We start from the raw sequence: 20,120 nt of genomic DNA on the forward strand, positions 1-20,120 counted from the left end.
GGGGGGGGGGGGGGGGGGGGGGGGGGGGGGGGGGGGGGGGGGGGGGGGGGGGGGGGGGGGGGGGGGGGGGGCGGGGGCGCCCCCCCCCCCGCCCCCCACCGCCATCATGCGGGTCAGCTCGGCGGCCGGGTCGGCGCCGTCGTCCCAGAGGCTGCCCCAGGGCTGGGCCACGCCCAGCGGCCGGGAATCGACGTCGGTGACGTAGCGCTGGCCCTGGTCGACCGAGGCCTTGACCTTGCGCAGGGCGGGCTCGCCGTCCTCGCCATAGAGCCAGTCGACGGTGAACTTGTCCCAGCCGCCGATGTCGGTCCCATAGGCGTCGGAGAGGTCGATGCGGCCGTCCTTCAACAGCACCCGCGGGGCCGGATAGTCCATGACGCTGGCGCGGTCCTGGGTCGAGCCGGCGAAATTGTGGGCGAAGCCGATCGAGTGGCCGACCTCGTGGGCCGAGAGCTGGCGCAGGCGGGCCAGCGACACCTGGATCGGGTCGTTGGGACCGCCGGTCCCGTTGTGGTGGGCGCCGACCAGACCCTCGAAGATCAGCATGTCCTGGCGCACCCGCAGGGCGCCCAGCAGCACGGAGCCCTTGACGATCTCGCCGGTGCGCGGGTCGACCACGGCCTGGCCGTAGGACCAACCGCGGGTGGCGCGGTCGACCCAGTTGATGACGTTGTAGCGGACGTCCAGCGGGTCGGCGCCCTCCGGCAGCACCCTGACCTGGAAGGCGTCAATGAAGCCCGCGGCTTCGAACGCCTGGCTCCACCAGGCCGCGCCCTCGACCAGGGCGCTGCGGATCGGCTCGGGCGCGGCGCGGTCGACATAGAAGACGATCGGCTTCCTGACCGGCGAGCGGGCGGCGGACGGGTCGGTCTTCTCCAGCCGGAAGCGGTTGGCGTAGCGCTGGACGATCTCCTCGCCGAGCGGGGCGGCGTAGTCGAGCACCATGGTCGAGAAGCCGCCGGTGCGCGGGTCGAAGGCTCGCGGCTGGTAGCCGGGCTCGGGCAGCTTCACCAGGCTGTGGCGGACCTCGAAGGTGATCAGCTTGGGGTCGGGGGCGATGTTGCGCACCTCGGGCCCCGGGGTGTCGGAGGCGTAGGTCTGGCGGGCTTCGAACTCGAGGTTCTCGGGGAACACCTTCACCGCGCCGGGGTCGGCGATGGAGAGGTCGGGAACCAGCTTGTAGCCGGTCTCGCCGGCCTGTTTCAGGGCGTCGGCGACGCCGATGCCGTCGCGGGTCAGGAAGCTGGCGATGTCGACCAGGAGGCGGCCGTCGGCCGTGGTCTCGACGACCTCGCCGGCCCAGACGGTGGAGACCGAGAAGGCCTCGCGAGCGGCGGCCTGCTCGGCGTCGGGCGCGCCGGCGGCGCGGAACTTATGGTTTTCGAACTCGGCCACCACCTTGCGGCCGATGCGGCGGAAGGCCAGCACCTGGGCCTCGCCGATGCGGGCGCGATCGAGGCCGACCGGGGCCGAGCCGAGGCCGGTCTTCAGCGCCGCGACGTAGAGAAAGCGGCCGCTGACGCCTTGCGCGTCCGGGGCGGGCAGCGACAGCAGGATGCGGCCCTTGGCCTTGTCGACATAGACCGGCAGCAGGCCGTCCTGGCGCACCGCGCCGGCGGTGGCGGCGGGCGGTCTGTCGGGCGCAGCCGCGGCGGGCGGCGCAAGCGCCAGACACATCGCCATCGCCGCGGCCGAAGCCGTGGACAGCAAACCAAATCGAACCATGAAAACGCCCCCTTTTGCGCGACCAACCTAGGGTCGTTCCAGTCATGCGGTCCAGGGCGCGACCGCATGCCCGGGTTATCATTGATCACCTTGACGTAAACGTAAGCACCGACTTACGGTGTCAGCTAATAGAAACGACAGCGTCCAGGGAGGGCGCCGCATGGCCACTGACCTTCGTCGGCCCAATCGCACCTTCACGATTCGCCAGCTGTGCCTGGAGTTCAAGTGCACTCCGCGCGCCCTGCGCTTCTACGAGGACAAGGGCCTGATCTCGCCGGCGCGGGACGGCATGAACCGGGTCTACTCCTACAAGGACCGCGCCCGGCTGCAGCTGATCCTGCGCGGCAAGCGGGTGGGCCTGGCCCTGGCCGAGATCGGCCAGATCCTCGACCTCTACGAGCTGAACGACGGCGGGGCGGCGCAGAACGCCAAGTCGCTGGTCAAGTTCCGCGAGCGGATCGTCGAGCTGGAGGCCCAGCGCAACGACATCGAGCAGGCGATCGACGAGCTGCGCAAGGGCTGCGACGCGCTGGAGCAGCGCCTGGCGGCGACGCGCCCCGACCTGCTGCCGCGCGCGGCCGACTACGACCAGGTGCTGCGCGAGCGGCTGGGCGACCTGGAACACGCCAAGTAATCGCCGATCACGGTTCGCCGTGCGCCTGCAACCACGATAATCTTTCGGGGCTTTCGACGCGGTCGGGAGCCCCTTTCGCCGTCATCGGCCCGTCATTGGAGCGGACATGCCCTATCAGCCCCCCGTACGCGACCACCTGTTCCTGCTGCGCGATGTGCTGGAGATCGAGAAGTACGCCAACCTGCCGGGCTTCGCCGACGCCTCGATGGACGTCGTCTCGCAGATCGTCGAGGAGGCCGGCCGCTTCACGGGCGAGGTGCTGGCCCCGCTGAACAGCGTCGGCGACAAGCAGGGCTGCGTCTGGAACCCGGACCACACGGTCACCACCCCGGCCGGCTTCAAGCAGGCCTACGCCCAGCTGGTCGAGGGCGGCTGGCCGGCGCTGGGGGCCGAGCCGGCCTATGGCGGCCAGGGCCTGCCGCACGTGGTCAACCTGTCGTTCTCGGAGATGAGCTCGTCGGCCAACATGGCCTTCTCGATGTATCCGCGCCTGACCCACGGCGCCTATTCGGCGATCCTGAACGGCGGCTCCGACGCCCAGAAGGACCTCTACCTGCCCAAGCTGGCCTCGGGCCAGTGGGGCGGCACCATGAACCTGACCGAGCCGCACTGCGGCACGGACCTTGGCCTGCTGCGCACCAAGGCGGTTCCGCAGGGCGACGGGACCTACAAGATCACGGGCGGCAAGATCTGGATCTCGGGCGGCGAGCACGACATGGCCGAGAACATCGTCCATCTGGTGCTGGCGCGGATCGAGGGCGCCCCGGAGGGCACCCGCGGCATCAGCCTGTTCATCGTCCCGAAGTTCATTCCGGACGCCGACGGCAAGCCGGGCGCGCGCAACAGCGTCTATTGCGACGGCCTCGAAGAGAAGATGGGCATCCACGGCAACGCCACCTGCGTGATCCGGCACGAGGAGTCGGTCGGCTGGCTGGTCGGCGAGGAGAACAAGGGCCTGTCGCTGATGTTCGTGATGATGAACGAGGCGCGGATCGGGGTCGGCCTGCAGGGCGTGGCCCAGGCCGAGGCCGCCTATCAGGCCGCCGCCGCCTTCGCCAAGGAGCGGCTGCAGGGCCGCTCGCTGACCGGGCCGAAGAACCCCGACGGCCCGGCCGATCCGATCATCGTCCACCCGGACGTGCGGCGGATGCTGATGGACTCCAAGGCGCTGATCGAGGGCGGCCGCGCCTTCCTGTTCTGGACCGCGCTGCAGGGCGACCTGGCCCACGCCAGCCCCGACGAGGCGGTGCGCCAGAAGGCCGGCGACTACATGGCGCTGATGACCCCGGTGGTGAAGGGCTTCCTGACCGACAAGGGGCTGCAGATCTGCTCCAATGCGGTGCAGGTGCACGGCGGCTCGGGCTTCACCGAGCACTTCCCGGTCAGCCAGTACATGCGCGACGTGCGCATCGCCCTGATCTACGAGGGCACCAACGGGGTGCAGGCGCTGGACCTGGTCGGACGCAAGCTGGCGGCCCAGGGCGGCCGGGCGGTGATGAGCTTCTTCGCCGAGATCGACGCCTTCGTCGAAGCCAATGGCGCGGACAAGGAGCTGAAGCCGTTCCTGGACGGCCTGGCCAAGGCCAAGGGCGAGCTGCAGGACGCCACCATGTGGCTGATGCAGAACGGGCTGATGAACCCGGACAACGCCGGCGCGGCCTCGACCGACTACATGCACCTCTTCGGGCTGACGGCGCTGGCCTACATGTGGGCGCAGATCGCCAAGACCGTGCAGGCCAAGATCGCGGGCGGCGAAAGCGACCCGTTCTACGCCAACAAGCTGGTGGTCGGCCGCTACTATGTCGAGCGCATCCTGCCCGAGACCGGCGGCCACCTGGCCAAGCTGAAGACCGGCTCGGAGCTGATGATGGCGCTGCCGGCGGAGGCGTTCTGATGGCCAGCTACACCGCCGACGTCGCCTGGAGCCTGCGCGAGGGCGAGGACTTCGCCAAGGGCCGCTACAGCCGCGGCCATGTGATCAGCTTCGACGGCGGGCTGATCGTGCCGGCCTCGGCCTCGCCGCACGTGGTCGGCAAGTGGGCGGTGCAGGAGGCGGTCGACCCGGAGGAGATGTTCGTGGCGGCGCTGTCGAACTGCCACATGCTGACCTTCCTGCATAAGGCGCGGCTGGCCGGGTTCGTGGCGACGTCCTATCGCGACCATGCCAGCGGGATCATGGAGGAGATCGCGCCGGGCAAGATGGCGGTGACCAAGGTGACGCTGTCGCCGAAGATCGAATGGGACGGCGAGGCGCCCAACGCCGAGATGCTGGCCCACCTGCACCACGAAGCGCACGAGGAGTGCTTCATCGCCAATTCGGTGAAGACCGAAGTAAGCGTGGGGTGAGCGGGGTTTGCTGGAGCAGGCGCTGTAGCCGCTCGCTCAGCGCCGCGCCGTCCTTCAGCTCGCATTCCCAGATCGTCTCGACCCGCCAGCCGGCCGCCGCCAGCTCGGCCGCGGTGCGCTGGTCGCGGGCGATGTTGCGGGCGACCTTGGCGATCCAGTACTCGCGGTTGGCCTTGGGCGTCCGCGACCCGCGCGGGCAGTCGTGGCCGTGCCAGAAGCAACCGTGCACGAGGATCGCCAGCCGCCGGCCCGGCAGGACGATGTCGGGCGTGCCGGGCAGGTCCTTGCGGTTGAGGCGGTAGCGGGCGCCGAGCGCGGTCAGCGCCTTGCGCACCTTGAGCTCGGGCGTGGTGTTCTTGCCCTTCACCCGGGCCATCACCGCCGAGCGTTTTTCGGGGGTGAAGACGTCGCTCATGGCCGCAGGCTTTTCGGGGTTCGGCCCAGGCGCAGGGTCCCGGTCAGCGCCCGCGCAGCGATCTGGCGGCCGCCCGGCGCCTTGGACATCGGCGTGAAGACCGCGTCGCGGACGAACGGGCCCAGCCAGCCGCCAGACTGGAACATCGGCGTCAGCCAGCGCGACATGAACTGGTAGAGCCCGGCGTGGCGGCGGCGCGCGGCCTGGAAGCCGCGGACCGAACGCGGGGCGTCCTCGCCCAGCCGCTCGGCCAGCTCGACGGCGTCGATGATCCCCATGTTCGCGCCCTGGCCGAGCTGGGGGCTGGTCCCGTGGGCGGCGTCGCCGATCAGCACGAACGGCCCCTGCGACCAGCGGCCGACCCGGACGTCGCGATAGCTGGCGCGGGAGAACTGCGCCGGGTCCTGGAACTGCTCGACGATCGGCGCGGCCTGCGGCCACATGGCGACCGCGCGCCTGCGCCAGGCCGCCAGGTCGCCGCTGAGAAACCCGTCCATCTGCGTCACCGGCAAGGACCAGAAGAAGCTGACCAATTCGGCCCGTCCGCCGTCAGGACCGCGCCCGATCGGCAGCACGCCCATCATGGTCGAGGCGCGATCATAACGCTGGGAAAGCGACCCGGCGAAGGCGCCGGTCTCGTCGCGGGCGTTGGCCCAGACCGCGCCCCATGGATAGACCGGGGCCTTGGCGTCGGGGCGCAGCTGCGCGCGCAGGCGCGAGGCCGAGCCGTCGGCCACGACCACCAGGTCGAAGGGGCCGTGGCGCGCGCCGGCCGTGTCGACCAGGACCGGGGCGGCGCCGTGCTCGAAGCTCGCCACGTCGACGCCGGTGCGCAGCGCGACGCCGGCGCTCTCCAGCCCGTCATGCAGGATGTCGAACAGGGTGGCGCGGTGCACGCCGACCCCGAAAGCGTCCGGTCGCCAGTCGGCGTAGCGCATATCCATGATCAGCCGGCCGCGCAGGTCGCGGCCATCCAGCCGCTCGACCCGTGCGCCGCGGGCGACGACCTGCTCGGCGAGGCCCAGCTGGCGCAGGGCCGCCAGGCCCGACGGCTGCAGGAGCAGCCCCGAGCCGAGCGGACGCGGCTGCTGGAACGCCTCCAGCAAGGTCACCACATGACCCTTGCGCGCCAGGGCGCGCGCCGCCGCCATGCCGGCGACGCCGCATCCGACGACCGCGATCCTCAGGAGCTTAGAGCCCCTCGAACAGCGCGGTGGAGAGGTAGCGCTCGGCGAAGCTCGGGATGATCGCGACGATCAGCTTGCCCGCGTACTCGTCGCGCGAAGCCAGGTCGAAGGCGGCGGTCAGGGCCGCGCCCGACGAGATGCCGACCGGCAGGCCCTCTTCCTTGGCCACGCGGCGGGCCATGGCGAAGCTGTCGTCGTTCGACACCTGGATGATCTCGTCGATCACGCCGCGGTCGAGGATCGAGGGCACGAAGCCGGCGCCGATGCCCTGGATCTTGTGCGGGGCGGGCTGGCCGCCCGAGAGCACGGGCGAGGCCTCGGGTTCGACCGCGACCATCTTCACCGACGGCTTGCGGGCCTTCAGCACCTGGCCGATGCCGGTGATGGTGCCGCCGGTGCCGACGCCGGAGATCACCGCGTCGACCTTGCCGTCGGTGTCGTTCCAGATTTCCTCGGCGGTCGAGACCCGGTGGATGAGCGGGTTGGCCTCGTTGTCGAACTGTTGGGGCATCACCGCGCCGGGGGTGGCCTCGACGATCTCGCGGGCGCGGGCGACGGCGCCGGCCATGCCGCGCTCGGCCGGGGTCAGCTCGAGCTTGGCGCCGAGGATCAGCAGCATCTTGCGACGCTCGATCGACATGCTTTCCGGCATGACCAGGGTGATCGGGTAGCCCTTGGAGGCGGCGACGAAGGCGAGCGCGATGCCGGTGTTGCCGCTGGTCGGCTCGACGATCGAGCCGCCGGGCTTCAGTTTGCCGGTGGCTTCCAGCCATTCGATCATCGCCACGCCGATGCGGTCCTTGACCGAGGCCAGCGGGTTGAAGAACTCGAGCTTGGCGACGACCTCGCCCTTGGGCTTCAGCGCCTTGGTCAGGTTCGGCAGGCGGACCAGCGGGGTGTCGCCGATCAGGTCGATGACGGAGTCGAAGATCTTGCCGCGGCCGGAACGCTTGTAGCGGGCTGCGTCATAGGTGGAGTCGGCCATGGCTCTCTCGTCGGTTGGCTGTGCCGCACAACCTAAGGGCCCCGGCCGGATTTGGAAGCGCACTTCTTCTGTTTCGTGCGCCAGTCTGGCTATTCGGCGGCGACGGCCGCCTGCCGGGCGAGCAAGGGTTCGAGGATCTGCTCGGCCAGCCAGCGGACCACCGGGACCACGACCCCGTCGCCGACCACGTGCAGGGCGCCGGTGGCGGCGGGCGGCAGGGCGTAGCCGTCCGGCAGGCCCATCAGCCGGGCGCCTTCACGCGGTGAGACCAGGCGGCTGCGGACCTGGCCGTGCTCGACCACCACCAGGGTCTGGCGCGAGGAGCCGCCGCGCGGGGTGCGCAGGCAGCCGGCCAGGCCGTCGAAGCGGACCTCGGCGCGCTGCACGCGCTGGCCGTTCTCGACCCGCATCCGTCGGAAGACGGCGCCGACCTGGCGGGTTTCGCTGCGCCGCGCGGCCTCGATCTTGGCCAGGTGCTGGGGGGCCATCAGCGCCAGCAGCGCCGCGGTCTTGTCGGGCGCGTGCCAGGTCACCGCCGCGTCGGGCTCCAGCAGGGCGGCGAGGTCGGTGTTGCGGGCGGCGGGCGCCGCGCCGCGCCACCAGATCCAGCGGCGGGCCAGGTGCTCGGGCAGCCGGGCGTGGGCCTCGCGCACCGCGCGGGTCTGGAACGGGCTCTCGCCGATCAGGCCGGGCGCAGGCGGCGCGCGGGTGGCGATCACGAAGACCCGCGGCCGCGATTGCGGGGTGAAGCGGGCGGCGTCGATCTCCAGCGCCCCGAAGGCGTAGCCCTGGTCGGCCAGCGCCTGGCAGAGGGCGGTGAAATCCTCGCCGCCATGCGAGGTGAGCAGGCCGCTGACGTTCTCGATGACCACGGCGCGGGGGGCGGCCTCGCCCAGCGCCTGGATCAGCCGCCAGAAGCCGAAGAAGGCCGAGGAGCGTCCGCCGGCGAGGCCCGCGCGGGCGCCGGCGAGGCTGAAGTCCTGGCAGGGCGAGGAGGCCCAGGCGAGATCGGCGTGCGGGGGCAGGGCGGCCGGCTCGATCGCCCAGACGTCGCCCTCGTGGAAGTGCTCGGCGGCGTCGGCGAAGTTGGCGCGGTAGGTCGCCGCCTTCAGCGGGTCGAAGTCGTTGGCGAAGGCGCAGCTCCACGCCGGCCCCAGGCCGAGGCGGGCCATGCCGCCGCCGGCGAAAAATTCGTAGAAGGAAAGCGCCCGACTCATTGCGCGTTGAGTCTACCCTGGCCGCCGCCATGCGAAAGGACGCCGTATGCGACATGCTCTCCTGATCACCGCCGCCGCGGCGCTGCTGCTCGCCGCCTGCCAGCCGCAGGCGCCCGACGGGTCGGTGGCCCAGCCGCCGGCCGACGCGCCTCCGCCCGCCGCAGCTCCGGCTCCGGCCGCAGCCCTGCCCGCCGCCTTCCAGGGCGACCTGGACGCCCACGGGACCGAGCCCTTCTGGGCGGTGAAGATCCGCGAGGGGCAGATCGAGTTCTCGACCCCCGAGGCCAACATCGCCTTCCCGAACAAGGGCGGCGTGGTCGACGGCGGCAAGGTGGTCTGGGAGAGCGTCGACGGGCCGCGGCCGATCAAGGTCACGCTGAGCGAGCAGGCAGGCTGCTCGGACGGCATGTCTGACCTGACCTATCCGCTGGCCGCCGAGGTCGTGCTGGGCGGGACGACCTACAAGGGCTGCGCCGTGAAGACCGCGGAAAAGCCGCGGGAAGGCCAGTAGCGGAGCCGCCGCAGCCCGGCGCGAGCCGAGCTGCGGCCTGCCGCCGTCAGGCGGTGGGGAAGCCCTTGTCGCGCAGGTAGGCCTTCACGTCGACGTCGCGGCCCATCAGCGTGCGGTACGCGATCGCCGGATCGATGGAGTTGCCGACGCTCATGACGTTGTCGTGCAGCTTCTTCGCCATCGTCTTGTCGTACATGCCGCCCGGCGCGCGCTTGAACGCGTCGACGACGTCGAGGGCCAGGGTCTCGGACCACAGGTAGCTGTAGTAGCCGGCCGAGTAGCCGTCCGAGGCGAAGACGTGGCCGAACTGCGGGGTGCGGTGGCGCATGACCACTTCGCTCGGCATGCCGAGCTTGGCCAGCTCGTCGCGCTCGAACGCGTCGGGGTCGATGTCGGCGCCGCCGGCCAGGTGCAGCTTCATGTCGATCAGGGCCGAGGATAGGTACTCGGTGACGTCGAAGCCCTGGCGGAAGGTCTTGGCCTTTTCCAGCCTGTCGACCAGCGCCTGCGGGATCGGGGCGCCGGTCTTGTGGTGCAGGGCGTACTTGCTCAGCACCTGCTGGGTCGGCAGCCAGTGTTCGTTGATCTGGCTGGGGAACTCGACGTAGTCGCGCGGCACGGCGGTGCCGGCCAGCGAGGGATAGTTCACGTCGGAGTTCAGGCCGTGGATGGCGTGGCCGAACTCGTGGAACATGGTCTCGGCGTCGTCCCAGGAGATCAGCACCGGCTCGCCGGGCGCGCCCTTCACGAAGTTCGAGTTGTTCGAGACGATCGTGGTGACCGGCCCCGCGAACTTCTCCTGGCGGCGATAGGCGTTCATCCAGGCGCCCGAGCGCTTGCCCGGCCGCGCATAGGGGTCGAAGTACCAGAGGCCGACGTGCTGGCCGGCCTTCTTGACCTCCCAGACGCGGATATCGGGGTGGGCGACCGGGATGTCGGCGACCTGCACGAACTCGAAGCCGTAGACCTCGCCGGCGGCCCAGAACATGCCCTCGCGCAGCTTCTCGAGCTGCATGTACGGCTTGATCTGGTTCATATCGAGGTCGTAGCGCGCGGCGCGGACCTTCTCGGCGTAGTAGCGGTAGTCCCACGGCTCGATGCGGATGCCGGCCCGTTCCTTGTCGGCGATCGCCTGCATCTCGGCGACCTCTTCCTTGACCCGGCCGACGGCCGACGGCCACACGCGGGTCATCAGCTCCATGGCCGCTTCCGGCGTCTTGGCCATGGCCGCTTCCAGCCGCCAGTGGGCGTGGGTCGCATAGCCCAGCAACTGGGCGCGCTCGAAGCGCAGCTTCAGGATCTTCTTGATGTTGGCGTTGTTGTCCTTGGCGTCGCCGTTGTCGCCGCGGCTGTAATAGGTGCGCCAGACCTTCTCGCGCAGGTCGCGGCGGCTGGAATAGGTCAGGAACGGGTCCATCGACGAGCGGGTGTTGAGGATCGCCCACTCGCCCTTCTTGCCGCGCTCCTCGGCGGCGACGGCGGCCGCGGCGCGGACGTCGTCGGGCAGGCCGGCCAGCTCGCTCTCGGTGCGCAGGTAGAGGACGTAGTCGGTTTCGTCGGCCAGCAGGTTCTGGCTGAAGCTGGTGAACAGGGCCGCCAGCTCCTGGTTGATCTGGGCCACGCGCTTCTTGTCGGCGGGCGACAGCTTGGCGCCGGCGCGCACGAAGCGGTTCCAGTAGACCCAGGTCAGGCGCTGCTGCTCGGGGGTCAGCTTGGCGCGGTCCTCATAGACCGCCTCGATGCGCGCGAAGAGCTTTTCGTTCTGCAGGGTCTCGTCGCTATGGGCGGCGAGCTTGGGGTTCAGCACCTTTTCCTGGGCGCGCAGCTCCGGGGTCGAGAGCGTCGATGACCAGACGCCGCCGAACATCCCGACCCGGTTGATCAGGTCGCCCGAGCGCTCCAGCGCCGCGATGGTGTTGTCGAAGTCGGCCGGCGCAGGGTTGGCGGCGATGGCGTCGATCTCGCCGCGCTCGGTCTTCATGGCCAGGTCGTAGGCGGCGGGGAAGTCGGCGACGGCGACCTTGTCGAAGGCGGGGACGCCGCCGAAGGGGCCGGTCCATGCGGCGGTCAGGGCGCTGGTCGCGGCGGGGCCTTGCGCGAAGGCGGCGGCCGGCAGGGCCGAGGCGGCGGCGAGCGCGCCGGAGGCGGCAAGGAACGTGCGCCGTTTCATGGGGACTCCAGGAGAAATTGGTCGGAAGCCGGCGACCTTAGGGTCAAGCCGCACGGACGTCACATGACAGGGTCGTAATGTGACGTCAGGCCGCGTCGAGGACGGCGTGGATCTCCAGGGCGACGGCGGCGCCCTCGCGGCTGACGGCCAGCGCCGACTCGTAGGGACGGCCGCAGGCGTTGAGCACCAGAGCGACCACCTGGACGGCGTGCTCGGGGCTGGAGAGGCCCATCAGGATGTCGCGCTGGACCATGCGGCTGGCGCCGAACACCAGGGTGCGGACGGCGGCCGGGTCCATGTCGCGGAACTCGCCGCGCGAGACGCCCTCGTAGAACATCAGGTCGAGATTGGCCTCGAGCACCGGGGTCCGCTCCAGGCGCGAGGCGTCCAGGCGGGCGGTCATCCAGCCCCAGGCCGGATCGCGGCTGACCGACAGGACGTAGCTGTGCAGGCGGGTGGCCAGCCGCAGCGACACCGACATGCTGGCCGGCAGCCGCGCGTCGAGCACCGCGGTCAGCGCGTCGGTGATCTTGCGGCGCACGGCGCGCAGCAGGTCCTCGGCGGTCGGGAAGTAGTTGTAGAACGTCCCGCGCGAGACGTCGGCCGCGGCCACGAAGTCCTCGATCGAGCAGGCGTCGGGGCCTTTCTCGCCGATCACCGCGATGGCGGCGTCGATCAGGCGCTCGCGCGTCTGCGCCTTGCGCTGCTCGGCCGCCGCGGCCCGGGCCTCAAGATTGACCCGCATGGGACGCCGGGAGCTCAGGCGGCCTCGGGCAGGTACTGGCGCACCGCATTGGCGGCGGCGAGCGACAGGGGATCGCTCTGGCGCTCGAGCACTTCGATCTCGTGTTCCAGAGCGGCGGTGATCTCGCGGTGCGCGAGCGGCGAGAGTTCGAGCAACGCCTTGGTCGCCGCGCGCGACAGGGCGAGCGCGGTGGCGAGGTCGACCTCGACCCCGATCTGCCAGGTCGGCGACGGGGCGTCGGGAGAGGTGGGGGCGCGGGCGGGGAGGGCCATGGCTGCTTGGGTCTTCGTGTCCAGTTGGGCGACGCGGAAGAAAAAGAACGACGCGCGGCCGGCCTGCGTCTCGGGCCGTCCGCTGGATGTACACACCACACTGTAACGCTTGGCCTGACGGATATGTCAGCCTGACATGCATGTCAATTTGAAATTGCGAGGTTCGGCGAACGCCTGCATGGACGGCTGCGGCGGGCCCGGCTACATCCATGCACATGGCCATTGGCGTCTTCGATTCAGGCGTGGGCGGGCTCTCCGTGCACCGCGCGCTCGTGCAGCGGCTGCCGCAGGCCGACTTCATCTATCTGGGCGACCAGGCCAACGCGCCGTACGGCGGGCGGACCGGCGAGGAGATCGTCGACCTGACCCGGGCCGGGTGCGAGCGACTGTTCGACCTCGGCTGCGATCTGGTGGTGCTGGCCTGCAACACCGCCTCGGCGATCGCCCTGCGCCGGCTGCAGCAGACCTGGCTGCCCGGCTACCGCAAGGCGCTGGGCCGGCCGGTCAACGTGCTGGGCATCATCGTCCCGACCATCGAGGCGGCCACCGGCATGCCTTGGGAGCACGAGGCCGAGCGTCGCGGCGACAAGGTCGAGAAGCTGGACATCCTGGCGGTGTTCTGCACCCCGGCGACCGCCCGCTCGCGGGTCTATGAGATCGAGATCGACAAGCGCCGCCAGGACGTGGCGGTGTTCGCCGAGCCCTGCCCCGAACTGGCGCGGATGATCGAGAACGGCGCCGGTGCGGTCGAATTGGCCCAGGCGGTCGAGGCCCATGTCGCGGCGGTGACCACCCGGGTCGGCCGCCCTCCGGACCGCGCGATCCTCGGCTGCACCCACTACGAGATCATCGCCGACATCTTCCGTGCGGCGCTGAAGCCCGGCACGCCGCTGATCCACCAGCCGCAGGCGACCGCCGATGCGCTGGAGGCCTATGTCGCCAAGCATCCCGAGTACCGCACCGGCGAGAGCGCCGGGCGGCGGTTCATCACCACCGGCGAGCCCGGCGCGCAGAACTTGCTGGTTGAGACCTTCTGGGGAGGGCCGCTAAGCTTCGAAAAGGCTTAGGGAGGCTCAAGCTCATGAAAAAGCTGGGAATCGCCGCCGCACTGCTGCTGGCGGCCGGCTCGGCGCACGCCGAAGTCGCCGACCAGGGACCGGCCGGGTTCCAGGTCCGCCACGTCGCCCTGATCGCCGCGCCGCCGGCCAAGGTCCGCGCCGCGGCGCTGGACATCGGCAAGTGGTGGAGCAGCAGCCACACCTATTCGGGCGACGCGAAGAACCTCTCGATCGATGCGGCGGGCTGCTTCTGCGAGAAGCTGCCGGACGGGCTCGTGCGGCACATGACCCTGGTCTATTCGGCGCCCGACGGCCTGCGGCTGGCCGGGGCGCTGGGGCCGCTGGCGACCACCGGGGCGAGCGGGCATCTGGGGCTGTCGTTCGGCAAGGCGGCCGACAGCACGCAGCTGGTCCTGACCTACGATGTCGGCGGCTACGCCAAGGGCGGACTGGCCCAGACCTGGGCCGCCCCGGTCGACGGCGTGCTCGGGCAGCAGGTCGCGCGGTTGAAGCGATATGTCGAGACCGGCAAGCCGGAGTAGCTGTCGCCCTTCCATGAAGGGGAGGGAGTTTTCCTAGCCCCGCGCCGCCTTGCTCAGCACGTTGTCGAGGCGCGCGCCGGGCTCGTAGAGGCTCAGGCTCGGTGAGAGCGCCGCGCCCGCGCTCTGCTGGGCGTCGGCCATCGGCGCGCCGAGCCGGGTCTCGACCGGGATCACCCCGCTCCAGGCGGTCCAGTCGTCGTCGGCGGCGATGCGGTTGACGCCGCCGTCGCGCTGCTTGGCGCTGGCCTCCTCGATGGTCATCTCGACCAGCCCGATCTGCAGGATCTCGTTGTCGGTCGAGGGCCGCAGCTCGCTTGAACGGTCGGGATAGAGCCGGTCGATGAAAGCCTCCATCGCCGCGCGCCGGGCGGCCAGCCCCTCGATCAGCCGGGCGCGGCCGAAGGCCATTACCGAGCGGTAGTTCATCGAGTGGGCGATGCCCGAACGGGCCAGCACCAGGCCGTCGACATGGGCCACCGTCACGCAGACGGGCAGGCCGCAGCCGTGCGCCTTCAGCATCCGGCTGGCGGCCGAGCCGTGCCAATAGAGCTTGCGGCCCTCGCGCCAATAGGTCGTCGGGGTGACGAACGGCTGGCCGTCGATCACGTAGCCGACGTGGCACAGCAGGCCAGCGTCGAGAATGGCGAACACCGCTGCTTCGTCATAGGCGGCGCGGTCGGGCTTGCGCCGGGCGCGCGAGCGCGGGGTCGGGGTGAAATCGCTCATGCGGCACGCTCCTCTCGCCCGCGGTCTAGCCCGCTTGCGGACTGTCATGACGATCCAGTATCGGCTATTTGCTCAGACCACTTGGGGCGGAGCACGCTGATGAGCTGGGCCGACATCTATCCCTGGCGCGGACCGACGGCCGGCGAGCCGGTCATCCGCCAGATCTACGACCAGGTGCGTGGCGCGATCATGCAGAGCGCGCTGAAGCCCGGCGAACGCCTGCCGTCCAGCCGCGACTTCGCGCGACGGCTGGGGGTGGCGCGGGCCTCGGTGGTCGCCGCCTACGACCTGCTGCTGGCCGAGGGCTACGCGATCGGGCGGCCGGGCTCGGGCACCTATGTCTCGGGCGACCTCTCCGGCGTCGCCGAGCTGAAGCCGGCCGCCCCCGGCGCGCATGAACCGCCGCTGGTGCCGGCGCGGGTGCGTGAGTTGGACGAGGCGGCGCTGCCGACGCCGCAGCCCGACCAGCGGCTGTTCACCACCGGCCGCACCCTGCTGGACGCCCGCGCGCTGGACGCCTGGTCGCGCTCGACCCGGCGAGCGCTGCGCCATCTCGACCCGGTCCACTTCGGCTATTCGGACCCGCGCGGCGATCGCGCCCTGCGCGCGGCGATCAGCGACTATCTGCGGGCCGCGCGCGGGGTGATCTGCGAGCCGGACCAGGTGATCGTCACCGCCGGCGCCCAGCATGCGGTCGACATCGCCGCCCGGGTGCTGCTGAAGGACGGCGACCGGGTGTGGATGGAGGACCCGGGCTACCCGGCCACCCGTCACGCCCTGGCGGCGATGGGGGCCGACATCTTCTACGCCCCGGTCGACCGCCACGGGGTCGTGGTCGCCGCAGGGGTCGAGGCCGCGGCAGATGCGCGGGTGGCCTTCGTCACGCCCTCGCACCAGTATCCGCTGGGCATGACCCTCTCGATGGGCCGGCGGATGGAGCTGCTGGCCTGGGCGCGGGCGGCCGGCGCCTGGATCGTCGAGGACGACTACGCCTCGGAGTTCCGCTATTCCGGCCCGCCGCTGGAATCGCTGCAGGGCCTCGATGGCGGCGAGCGGGTGATCTATGTCGGCACCCTCAACAAGGCGCTCTTTCCGGGCTTGCGCATGGGCTACATGGTGGCGCCCAAGCCGCTGGCCGGGGCCTTGGCCAACGCCCGCCAGCTGATGGACCGCCAGCCCCCGACCCTGACCCAGGCGATCGTGCTGGACTTCTTCCGCGAGGGCCATTTCGCCGCCCACATCCGCCGCCGGCGGCTGGCCTACAAGGCCCAGCGCGACGCGCTGGCGGCGGCGCTGGAGGCCCAGCTCGGCGACCTGCTGGAGGTCGACATGCCCGACCAGGGCATGACCCTGATCGCCTATCTGAAGGGGGGCGGCTCGGATCTTGAGGTCGAGGCCGCGGCTGCAGCCGGCGGGGTCAGCGTGCGGGCGATCAGCCGGCTCTATCGCCAGGCGCAGCCCCGCCAGGGGCTGATGCTCGGCTTCTCCGGCTTTCCGGAGCGGATGATGGCGCCGGGCGTGACGCGGCTGGCGCGGGCGCTGGGCGGCTAAGACTTGAAGATGCTCAGCGCCGCGTACTGCAGCAGCATGATGGTCTTGGCGTCGGCGATCTCGCCGGTCGCGATCATCGCCATCGCCTGATCGAACGGCAGCTCCAGGACGGCGATCTCCTCGCCCTCGGTCTCCAGCCCGCCGCCGTCGCCGACCCGCATGGCCGCGTCGTATTCGCCGACGAAGAAGTGCAGCTTCTCGGTGACCGAGCCGGGGCTCATGAAGCACTCGAAGATCTTGCGGATCTCGCCCAGCCGGTAGCCGGTCTCCTCCTCGACCTCGGCGCGGATGCGTTCCTCGGGCGAGGCGTTGTCGAGCAGGCCGGCGGGGGCCTCGATCAGCAGGTCGTCGTAGCCGTTCACATAGGCCGGATAGCGGAACTGCCGGGTCAGGACGACCGTGCGGGCGGCGAGATTGTAGGGCAGCAGCGCCGCGCCGTTGCCGCGGTCGTAGGTCTCGCGGCTCTGGGTCTGCCAGCTTCCGTCGGCCCGCCGCCAGTCGAAGGTCGTCGCCTTCAGCACGTACCAGTTGTCGGACAGCAGGCGCACGTCGCGCACGCGGATACGGTCTGACACGGACATGGCGGCTCCCGAGTTTGGAGGCCGCATTCGGAAAATGATTCCGCCCGCCTGGCTATGGGCCGGGCGGGCGGAAAGAACGTTCGTCGATGCAGGCGCCGTCAGGCGGCCGATGCGGCCTCGGCCGCGATCACGCGGCTGACGGCGTTGACCACCGCGCCGATGCGCAGCATCGCCTGGATCGAGGTGTTGGGCACGCTGTGCTTCTTCAGCTCGGACTCGTGGGCGTCCAGGCACATGCCGCAGCCGTTGATCGCCGAGACGGCGGTCGACCACATCTCGAAATCGACCTTCTCGACGCCCGGGTTGGCCAGGATGTTCATCCGCAGCTTGGCCGGCAGCGTCTTGTACTCGGGGTTCGAGAGCAGGTGCAGCGAGCGGTAGTAGACGTTGTTCATGCCCATGATGGCGGCGGCGGCCTTGGCGGCGGTCGCCGCTTCGGCCGAGAGGCCGGCGGCCGCGGCGGCGGCGTCGACCGCCTTGATCACCGCCGGCACGCCCACCGCGTGGGCCGAGGCGACGAAGGCGCCCCACTTCTGCTGGTCGGTGAGCAGGGTCTCGTTGGCCAGGCTCGACAGGTTGAGGCTGAGGTCCTTGGCGTAGGCGGGCAGCGTCTCGCGCAGGGCGTCGAGCGACATGGCGTTCTCCAAACTTCAGGCGTGCAGGTGCGTTCGCCAGTCTCGGCGAGGCCTACGCCAGGATAAAGGGGGAAAGAGGCGTCCGGGCGGCGCGGGGAGGAGCGCGCGCCCGGACTTTGACGGCGTGCGGGCAGGTCGCGAGACCCGCCCGTCCGCTGGAGAGGCTTACGCCGCCAGGGTCTCGCCGCCGACCGCGCGGTTGCACGGGCAGAGTTCGTCGGTTTGCAGCGCGTCGAGGACGCGCAGGGTGTCGGCCGGAGCGCGGCCCACGTTCAGGTTGGTCACGTAGACGTGCTGCACGACGTTGTGCGGGTCGACCACGAAGGTGGCGCGCAGGGCGACGCCCTCGTCTTCGTTCAGCACGCCGAGGGCGCGGGCGAACTTGCCGCTGTTGTCGGCGAAGTTCCAGATCGCCAGGCTGTTCAGGTCCGGGTGCTCACGGCGCCAGCCGAGCTTGGAGTGCTCGTTGTCGGTCGAACCGCCAAGCACGACGGCGTCGCGCTCTTCGAACTGCGGGTTCAGGCGGGCGAACTCGGCGATCTCGGTCGGGCAAACGAAGGTGAAGTCCTTCGGGTAGAAGAAGATGACCTTCCACTTGCCGGGGAACGATTCGTTGGTGACGGTCTCGAACGCGCTTTCGCCGTTTTCTTCGTGACGGTTGAACTTCGGCTTCACGCCGACGACTTTGAATTCCGGAAGCTTTTCACCAACGCCGAGCATCGATCTCTCCAAATGATTTGAACTGTTCGGCCGAGGCCGTGGCAGTCAGATAGTGCTGCAGCGCACAAAAGGCCAATCGATAGTTTCTGGCTTTCGGATAGAAAATTCCTATCTTGTGGGCATGAACCTGCCCACCCTGCGACAGCTCCAGTACCTCAAGCTCCTGGCCGAGCACGGTTCCTTCGGGCGCGCGGCCGACGCCGCCCACGTCACCCAGCCCACGCTGTCGGCCGGCGTGCAGGAGCTGGAGAAGATCCTCGGCGGCCCGGTCGTCGACCGCGCGCGCTCAGGAGTGATTCTGACCTCGATCGGCGAGGTGGCGCTCGGCAAGGCGACGACCATCCTCAACGAGGCCGAGGAGCTGGTGCAGTCGGCCCGCAACGCCGGCCAGCCGCTGACCGGCCGCTTCCGGCTGGGGGTGATCCCGACGGTCGCCCCGTTCCTGCTGCCGCGGGCGTTGCCGCTGCTGCGCGCGCGCTTCCCGAAGCTGCGGCTCTATCTGCGCGAGGACCTCACCCATCGGCTGATCGCGCTGCTCAAGGCCGGCCAGCTGGACGCCGCCCTGATCGCCTTGCCCTACGACATGAGCGGCTTGGCCCACGCCCACGTCTCGGATGACGAACTGCTGGCCGCCCTGCCGCGCAGCCATCCGCTGGCGCAGCAGGCCGCCGCCCCGCCCTCGGCGCTGGAAAGCGAGGACCTGATCCTGCTGGAGGACGGCCATTGCCTGCGCGACCACGCCCTGGCCGCCTGCGGCCTGCAGCCGCCCAGGGCGACCGGCGAGGAGGAGGCGTTCGCGGCGACCTCGCTGCCGACCCTGGTGCAGATGGTCGGCTCGGGCCTGGGGGTCACCTTCCTGCCGGCCATGGCGGTGGCGGCCGGCCTGACCGAGGCGGCGGACGTGGCGGTGATGCCGCTGGAGGCCGCCCACCCGACCCGCGAGATCGTCGTCGCCTGGCGCGCCGGCTCCAGCCGCGCGGCGGAGGGCCGGCTGCTCGCCGAGACCCTGCGGACCTGATCGCTCAAAAAACATCTTAGATATATCTTGAATTCCGATCCGCCTTCGATATATCTGCGATTGCGACATATCGAAATAGGATCGAAAATGCATCGACATCATCATTGGAAAGCTCATCGCGAGCATCGCGGCCGCGGCCCGTTCGGCGGCGGCTTTGGCCACGGCGGCGAGCACTGGGGCGGCCGCGGTCGCGGCGGTCCGCGCATCGGCCGGCTGCTGGAGCACGGCGACCTGCGCTTCGTCATCCTGGCGCTGCTGAAGGACAAGCCGAGCCACGGCTATGAGCTGATCCGCGCGCTCGAGGAGCGCACCGGCGGCTCCTATCGTCCCAGCCCCGGGGTGATCTATCCGACCCTCAGCCTGCTGGAAGACGAGGGCTTCGCCCGCCAGACCGGCGCCGAGGGCGGCCGCAAGGCCTACGAGATCACCGAGACCGGCCTGGAGGCGCTGGAACGGAACAAGCCGGCGGTGGACGCCGTTTTCGCTCGGCTGGACGAAGCGGCGGAATCCTCGCCGCGCGCCTCGCCCCGCGTGGCCCGGGCCATGCAGAACCTGGCCATGGCCGTGCGGATGAAGCTCTCGAGCGAACGCCCGAGCGAGGCGCAGGTGGACGCGATCGTCGCGGCCATCGACGAGGCCGTCGCCAGGATCGAGAAGGCCTGAACATGGAGGCCGTCATGAAATCGAGCGCCACGGTGCCCACGGCCAACGCCGGCCGCTACATGGTGCAGCTCTGCAAGCACTTCGGCCACAAGGTCCCGGCCGAGTGGAACGACCACGAGGGCAAGATCACCTTCGAAATGGGCGAGGCGGCTTTGCGCGCCGCGCCCGAGACCCTGATGATGGTGGCCCGCGCGGGCGATCCCGAAAGCCTGTCGCGCCTGGAAAAGGTGATGGACAGCCACCTCAAGCGCTTCGCCTTCCGCGAGCCGGACATGGCCGTGGAATGGCGGCGCGGGGCGTGAGGCCGGCCCAAACTGTCAAGATGCTCCCCCCTGGGGGAGCTGTCAGCCGCATGGCTGACTGAGGGGGACTTGGAACTCACTGGCTTGAGAGCAGTCCCCCTCCGTCGCGCTTCGCGC

General features: G+C 70.4%; 22 protein-coding genes. 10 read left to right on the forward strand and 12 right to left on the reverse strand.

Going from position 1 to position 20,120, the window contains the following annotated elements; genetic code table 11:
- The coding region (locus OUA97_RS19450; RefSeq protein ID WP_267233690.1) for a zinc-dependent metalloprotease at window positions 1-1,677 on the reverse strand (1,677 nt) is incomplete at its 3' end.
- A 208-nt stretch (window positions 1,678-1,885) separates the two neighbouring features.
- On the opposite strand from OUA97_RS19450, the gene OUA97_RS19455 reads away from it, so the two are divergent.
- The 3 genes from OUA97_RS19455 (at window position 1,886) to OUA97_RS19465 (ending at window position 4,705) form a co-directional block, all read left to right on the forward strand.
- Window positions 1,886-2,359, forward strand: coding sequence for a MerR family transcriptional regulator (locus OUA97_RS19455; protein WP_267233691.1), 474 nt, complete (start codon window positions 1,886-1,888; stop codon window positions 2,357-2,359).
- Window positions 2,360-2,465: 106 nt separating this feature from the next.
- Complete coding sequence (locus OUA97_RS19460; RefSeq protein WP_267233692.1) at window positions 2,466-4,253, forward strand: acyl-CoA dehydrogenase C-terminal domain-containing protein; 1,788 nt, start codon at window positions 2,466-2,468, stop codon at window positions 4,251-4,253.
- The gene (locus OUA97_RS19465; protein WP_267233693.1) at window positions 4,253-4,705 is read left to right on the forward strand and encodes an OsmC family protein; all 453 of its coding nucleotides are present in this window, start codon (window positions 4,253-4,255) and stop codon (window positions 4,703-4,705) included. The genes OUA97_RS19460 and OUA97_RS19465 overlap by 1 nt, the downstream gene beginning before the upstream one ends.
- Here the strand turns inward: OUA97_RS19465 and OUA97_RS19470 are convergent.
- The 4 genes from OUA97_RS19470 to OUA97_RS19485 form a co-directional block, all read right to left on the reverse strand.
- Window positions 4,665-5,120 carry a very short patch repair endonuclease gene (locus OUA97_RS19470; RefSeq protein WP_267233694.1) on the reverse strand — a complete coding sequence of 152 codons (456 nt, stop codon included), beginning with the start codon at window positions 5,118-5,120 and terminating at the stop codon, window positions 4,665-4,667. The genes OUA97_RS19465 and OUA97_RS19470 overlap by 41 nt on opposite strands.
- Entirely contained in the window at window positions 5,117-6,307 is a 1,191-nt protein-coding gene (locus OUA97_RS19475; RefSeq protein ID WP_323691018.1) for an NAD(P)/FAD-dependent oxidoreductase, read from the reverse strand. Before OUA97_RS19475 ends, OUA97_RS19470 begins: the two co-directional genes overlap by 4 nt.
- Before the next feature lie 4 nt (window positions 6,308-6,311).
- Entirely contained in the window at window positions 6,312-7,292 is a 981-nt protein-coding gene (cysK, locus tag OUA97_RS19480) for a cysteine synthase A (RefSeq protein WP_267233695.1), read from the reverse strand.
- Window positions 7,293-7,381: 89 nt separating this feature from the next.
- On the reverse strand, window positions 7,382-8,509 hold the full coding sequence (locus tag OUA97_RS19485; protein WP_267233696.1) for a DNA cytosine methyltransferase: 1,128 nt from the start codon (window positions 8,507-8,509) through the stop codon (window positions 7,382-7,384).
- 46 nt (window positions 8,510-8,555) lie between these two features.
- Here OUA97_RS19485 and OUA97_RS19490 point away from each other — a divergent pair, with 46 nt between their 5' ends.
- Window positions 8,556-9,020: a COG3650 family protein gene (locus OUA97_RS19490; protein ID WP_267233697.1), complete on the forward strand. Its 465-nt coding sequence runs from the start codon at window positions 8,556-8,558 to the stop codon at window positions 9,018-9,020.
- A gap of 46 nt (window positions 9,021-9,066) precedes the next feature.
- On the opposite strand, the gene OUA97_RS19495 is transcribed toward OUA97_RS19490, so the two are convergent.
- From OUA97_RS19495 to OUA97_RS19505, 3 genes are all read right to left on the reverse strand, one after another.
- Complete coding sequence (locus OUA97_RS19495; RefSeq protein ID WP_267233698.1) at window positions 9,067-11,190, reverse strand: M3 family metallopeptidase; 2,124 nt, start codon at window positions 11,188-11,190, stop codon at window positions 9,067-9,069.
- An 85-nt stretch (window positions 11,191-11,275) separates the two neighbouring features.
- Window positions 11,276-11,935 carry a TetR/AcrR family transcriptional regulator gene (locus OUA97_RS19500; RefSeq protein ID WP_267233699.1) on the reverse strand — a complete coding sequence of 220 codons (660 nt, stop codon included), beginning with the start codon at window positions 11,933-11,935 and terminating at the stop codon, window positions 11,276-11,278.
- Window positions 11,936-11,949: 14 nt separating this feature from the next.
- On the reverse strand, window positions 11,950-12,207 hold the full coding sequence (locus OUA97_RS19505; RefSeq protein WP_267233700.1) for a hypothetical protein: 258 nt from the start codon (window positions 12,205-12,207) through the stop codon (window positions 11,950-11,952).
- Between the two features lie 215 nt (window positions 12,208-12,422).
- On the opposite strand from OUA97_RS19505, the gene OUA97_RS19510 reads away from it, so the two are divergent.
- Together OUA97_RS19510 and OUA97_RS19515 are read left to right on the forward strand one after the other, a co-directional pair.
- Window positions 12,423-13,274, forward strand: a complete 852-nt coding sequence (locus OUA97_RS19510; RefSeq protein WP_267233725.1) for a glutamate racemase — start codon at window positions 12,423-12,425, stop codon at window positions 13,272-13,274.
- A gap of 14 nt (window positions 13,275-13,288) precedes the next feature.
- Complete coding sequence (locus OUA97_RS19515; RefSeq protein ID WP_267233701.1) at window positions 13,289-13,807, forward strand: ATPase; 519 nt, start codon at window positions 13,289-13,291, stop codon at window positions 13,805-13,807.
- 33 nt (window positions 13,808-13,840) lie between these two features.
- On the opposite strand, the gene OUA97_RS19520 is transcribed toward OUA97_RS19515, so the two are convergent.
- On the reverse strand, window positions 13,841-14,533 hold the full coding sequence (locus tag OUA97_RS19520; RefSeq protein ID WP_267233702.1) for a pyridoxamine 5'-phosphate oxidase family protein: 693 nt from the start codon (window positions 14,531-14,533) through the stop codon (window positions 13,841-13,843).
- Window positions 14,534-14,632: 99 nt separating this feature from the next.
- Between OUA97_RS19520 and OUA97_RS19525 the strand changes: the two genes are divergently transcribed.
- Complete coding sequence (locus tag OUA97_RS19525; RefSeq protein WP_267233703.1) at window positions 14,633-16,084, forward strand: PLP-dependent aminotransferase family protein; 1,452 nt, start codon at window positions 14,633-14,635, stop codon at window positions 16,082-16,084.
- Here OUA97_RS19525 and OUA97_RS19530 read toward each other — a convergent pair.
- From OUA97_RS19530 to OUA97_RS19540, 3 genes are all read right to left on the reverse strand, one after another.
- Window positions 16,081-16,665, reverse strand: a complete 585-nt coding sequence (locus OUA97_RS19530; protein WP_267233704.1) for an NUDIX domain-containing protein — start codon at window positions 16,663-16,665, stop codon at window positions 16,081-16,083. The genes OUA97_RS19525 and OUA97_RS19530 overlap by 4 nt on opposite strands.
- Window positions 16,666-16,763: 98 nt before the next feature.
- Window positions 16,764-17,300: a carboxymuconolactone decarboxylase family protein gene (locus OUA97_RS19535; RefSeq protein ID WP_267233705.1), complete on the reverse strand. Its 537-nt coding sequence runs from the start codon at window positions 17,298-17,300 to the stop codon at window positions 16,764-16,766.
- A gap of 165 nt (window positions 17,301-17,465) precedes the next feature.
- On the reverse strand, window positions 17,466-18,020 hold the full coding sequence (locus OUA97_RS19540; RefSeq protein ID WP_267233706.1) for a peroxiredoxin: 555 nt from the start codon (window positions 18,018-18,020) through the stop codon (window positions 17,466-17,468).
- Window positions 18,021-18,141: 121 nt separating this feature from the next.
- Between OUA97_RS19540 and OUA97_RS19545 the strand changes: the two genes are divergently transcribed.
- The 3 genes from OUA97_RS19545 to OUA97_RS19555 all read left to right on the forward strand — a co-directional run bounded on the left by OUA97_RS19545 (window position 18,142) and on the right by OUA97_RS19555 (window position 20,003).
- Entirely contained in the window at window positions 18,142-19,038 is an 897-nt protein-coding gene (locus OUA97_RS19545) for a hydrogen peroxide-inducible genes activator (protein ID WP_267233707.1), read from the forward strand.
- Between the two features lie 87 nt (window positions 19,039-19,125).
- Window positions 19,126-19,701 carry a PadR family transcriptional regulator gene (locus OUA97_RS19550; RefSeq protein ID WP_267233708.1) on the forward strand — a complete coding sequence of 192 codons (576 nt, stop codon included), beginning with the start codon at window positions 19,126-19,128 and terminating at the stop codon, window positions 19,699-19,701.
- Between the two features lie 14 nt (window positions 19,702-19,715).
- Window positions 19,716-20,003, forward strand: coding sequence for a DUF2218 domain-containing protein (locus tag OUA97_RS19555; RefSeq protein ID WP_267233709.1), 288 nt, complete (start codon window positions 19,716-19,718; stop codon window positions 20,001-20,003).
- Window positions 20,004-20,120 lie beyond the last annotated feature (117 nt).

The organism is Phenylobacterium sp. 58.2.17 (assembly GCF_026411515.1).
In the GTDB taxonomy this organism is placed as follows: Bacteria; Pseudomonadota; Alphaproteobacteria; order Caulobacterales; family Caulobacteraceae; genus Phenylobacterium.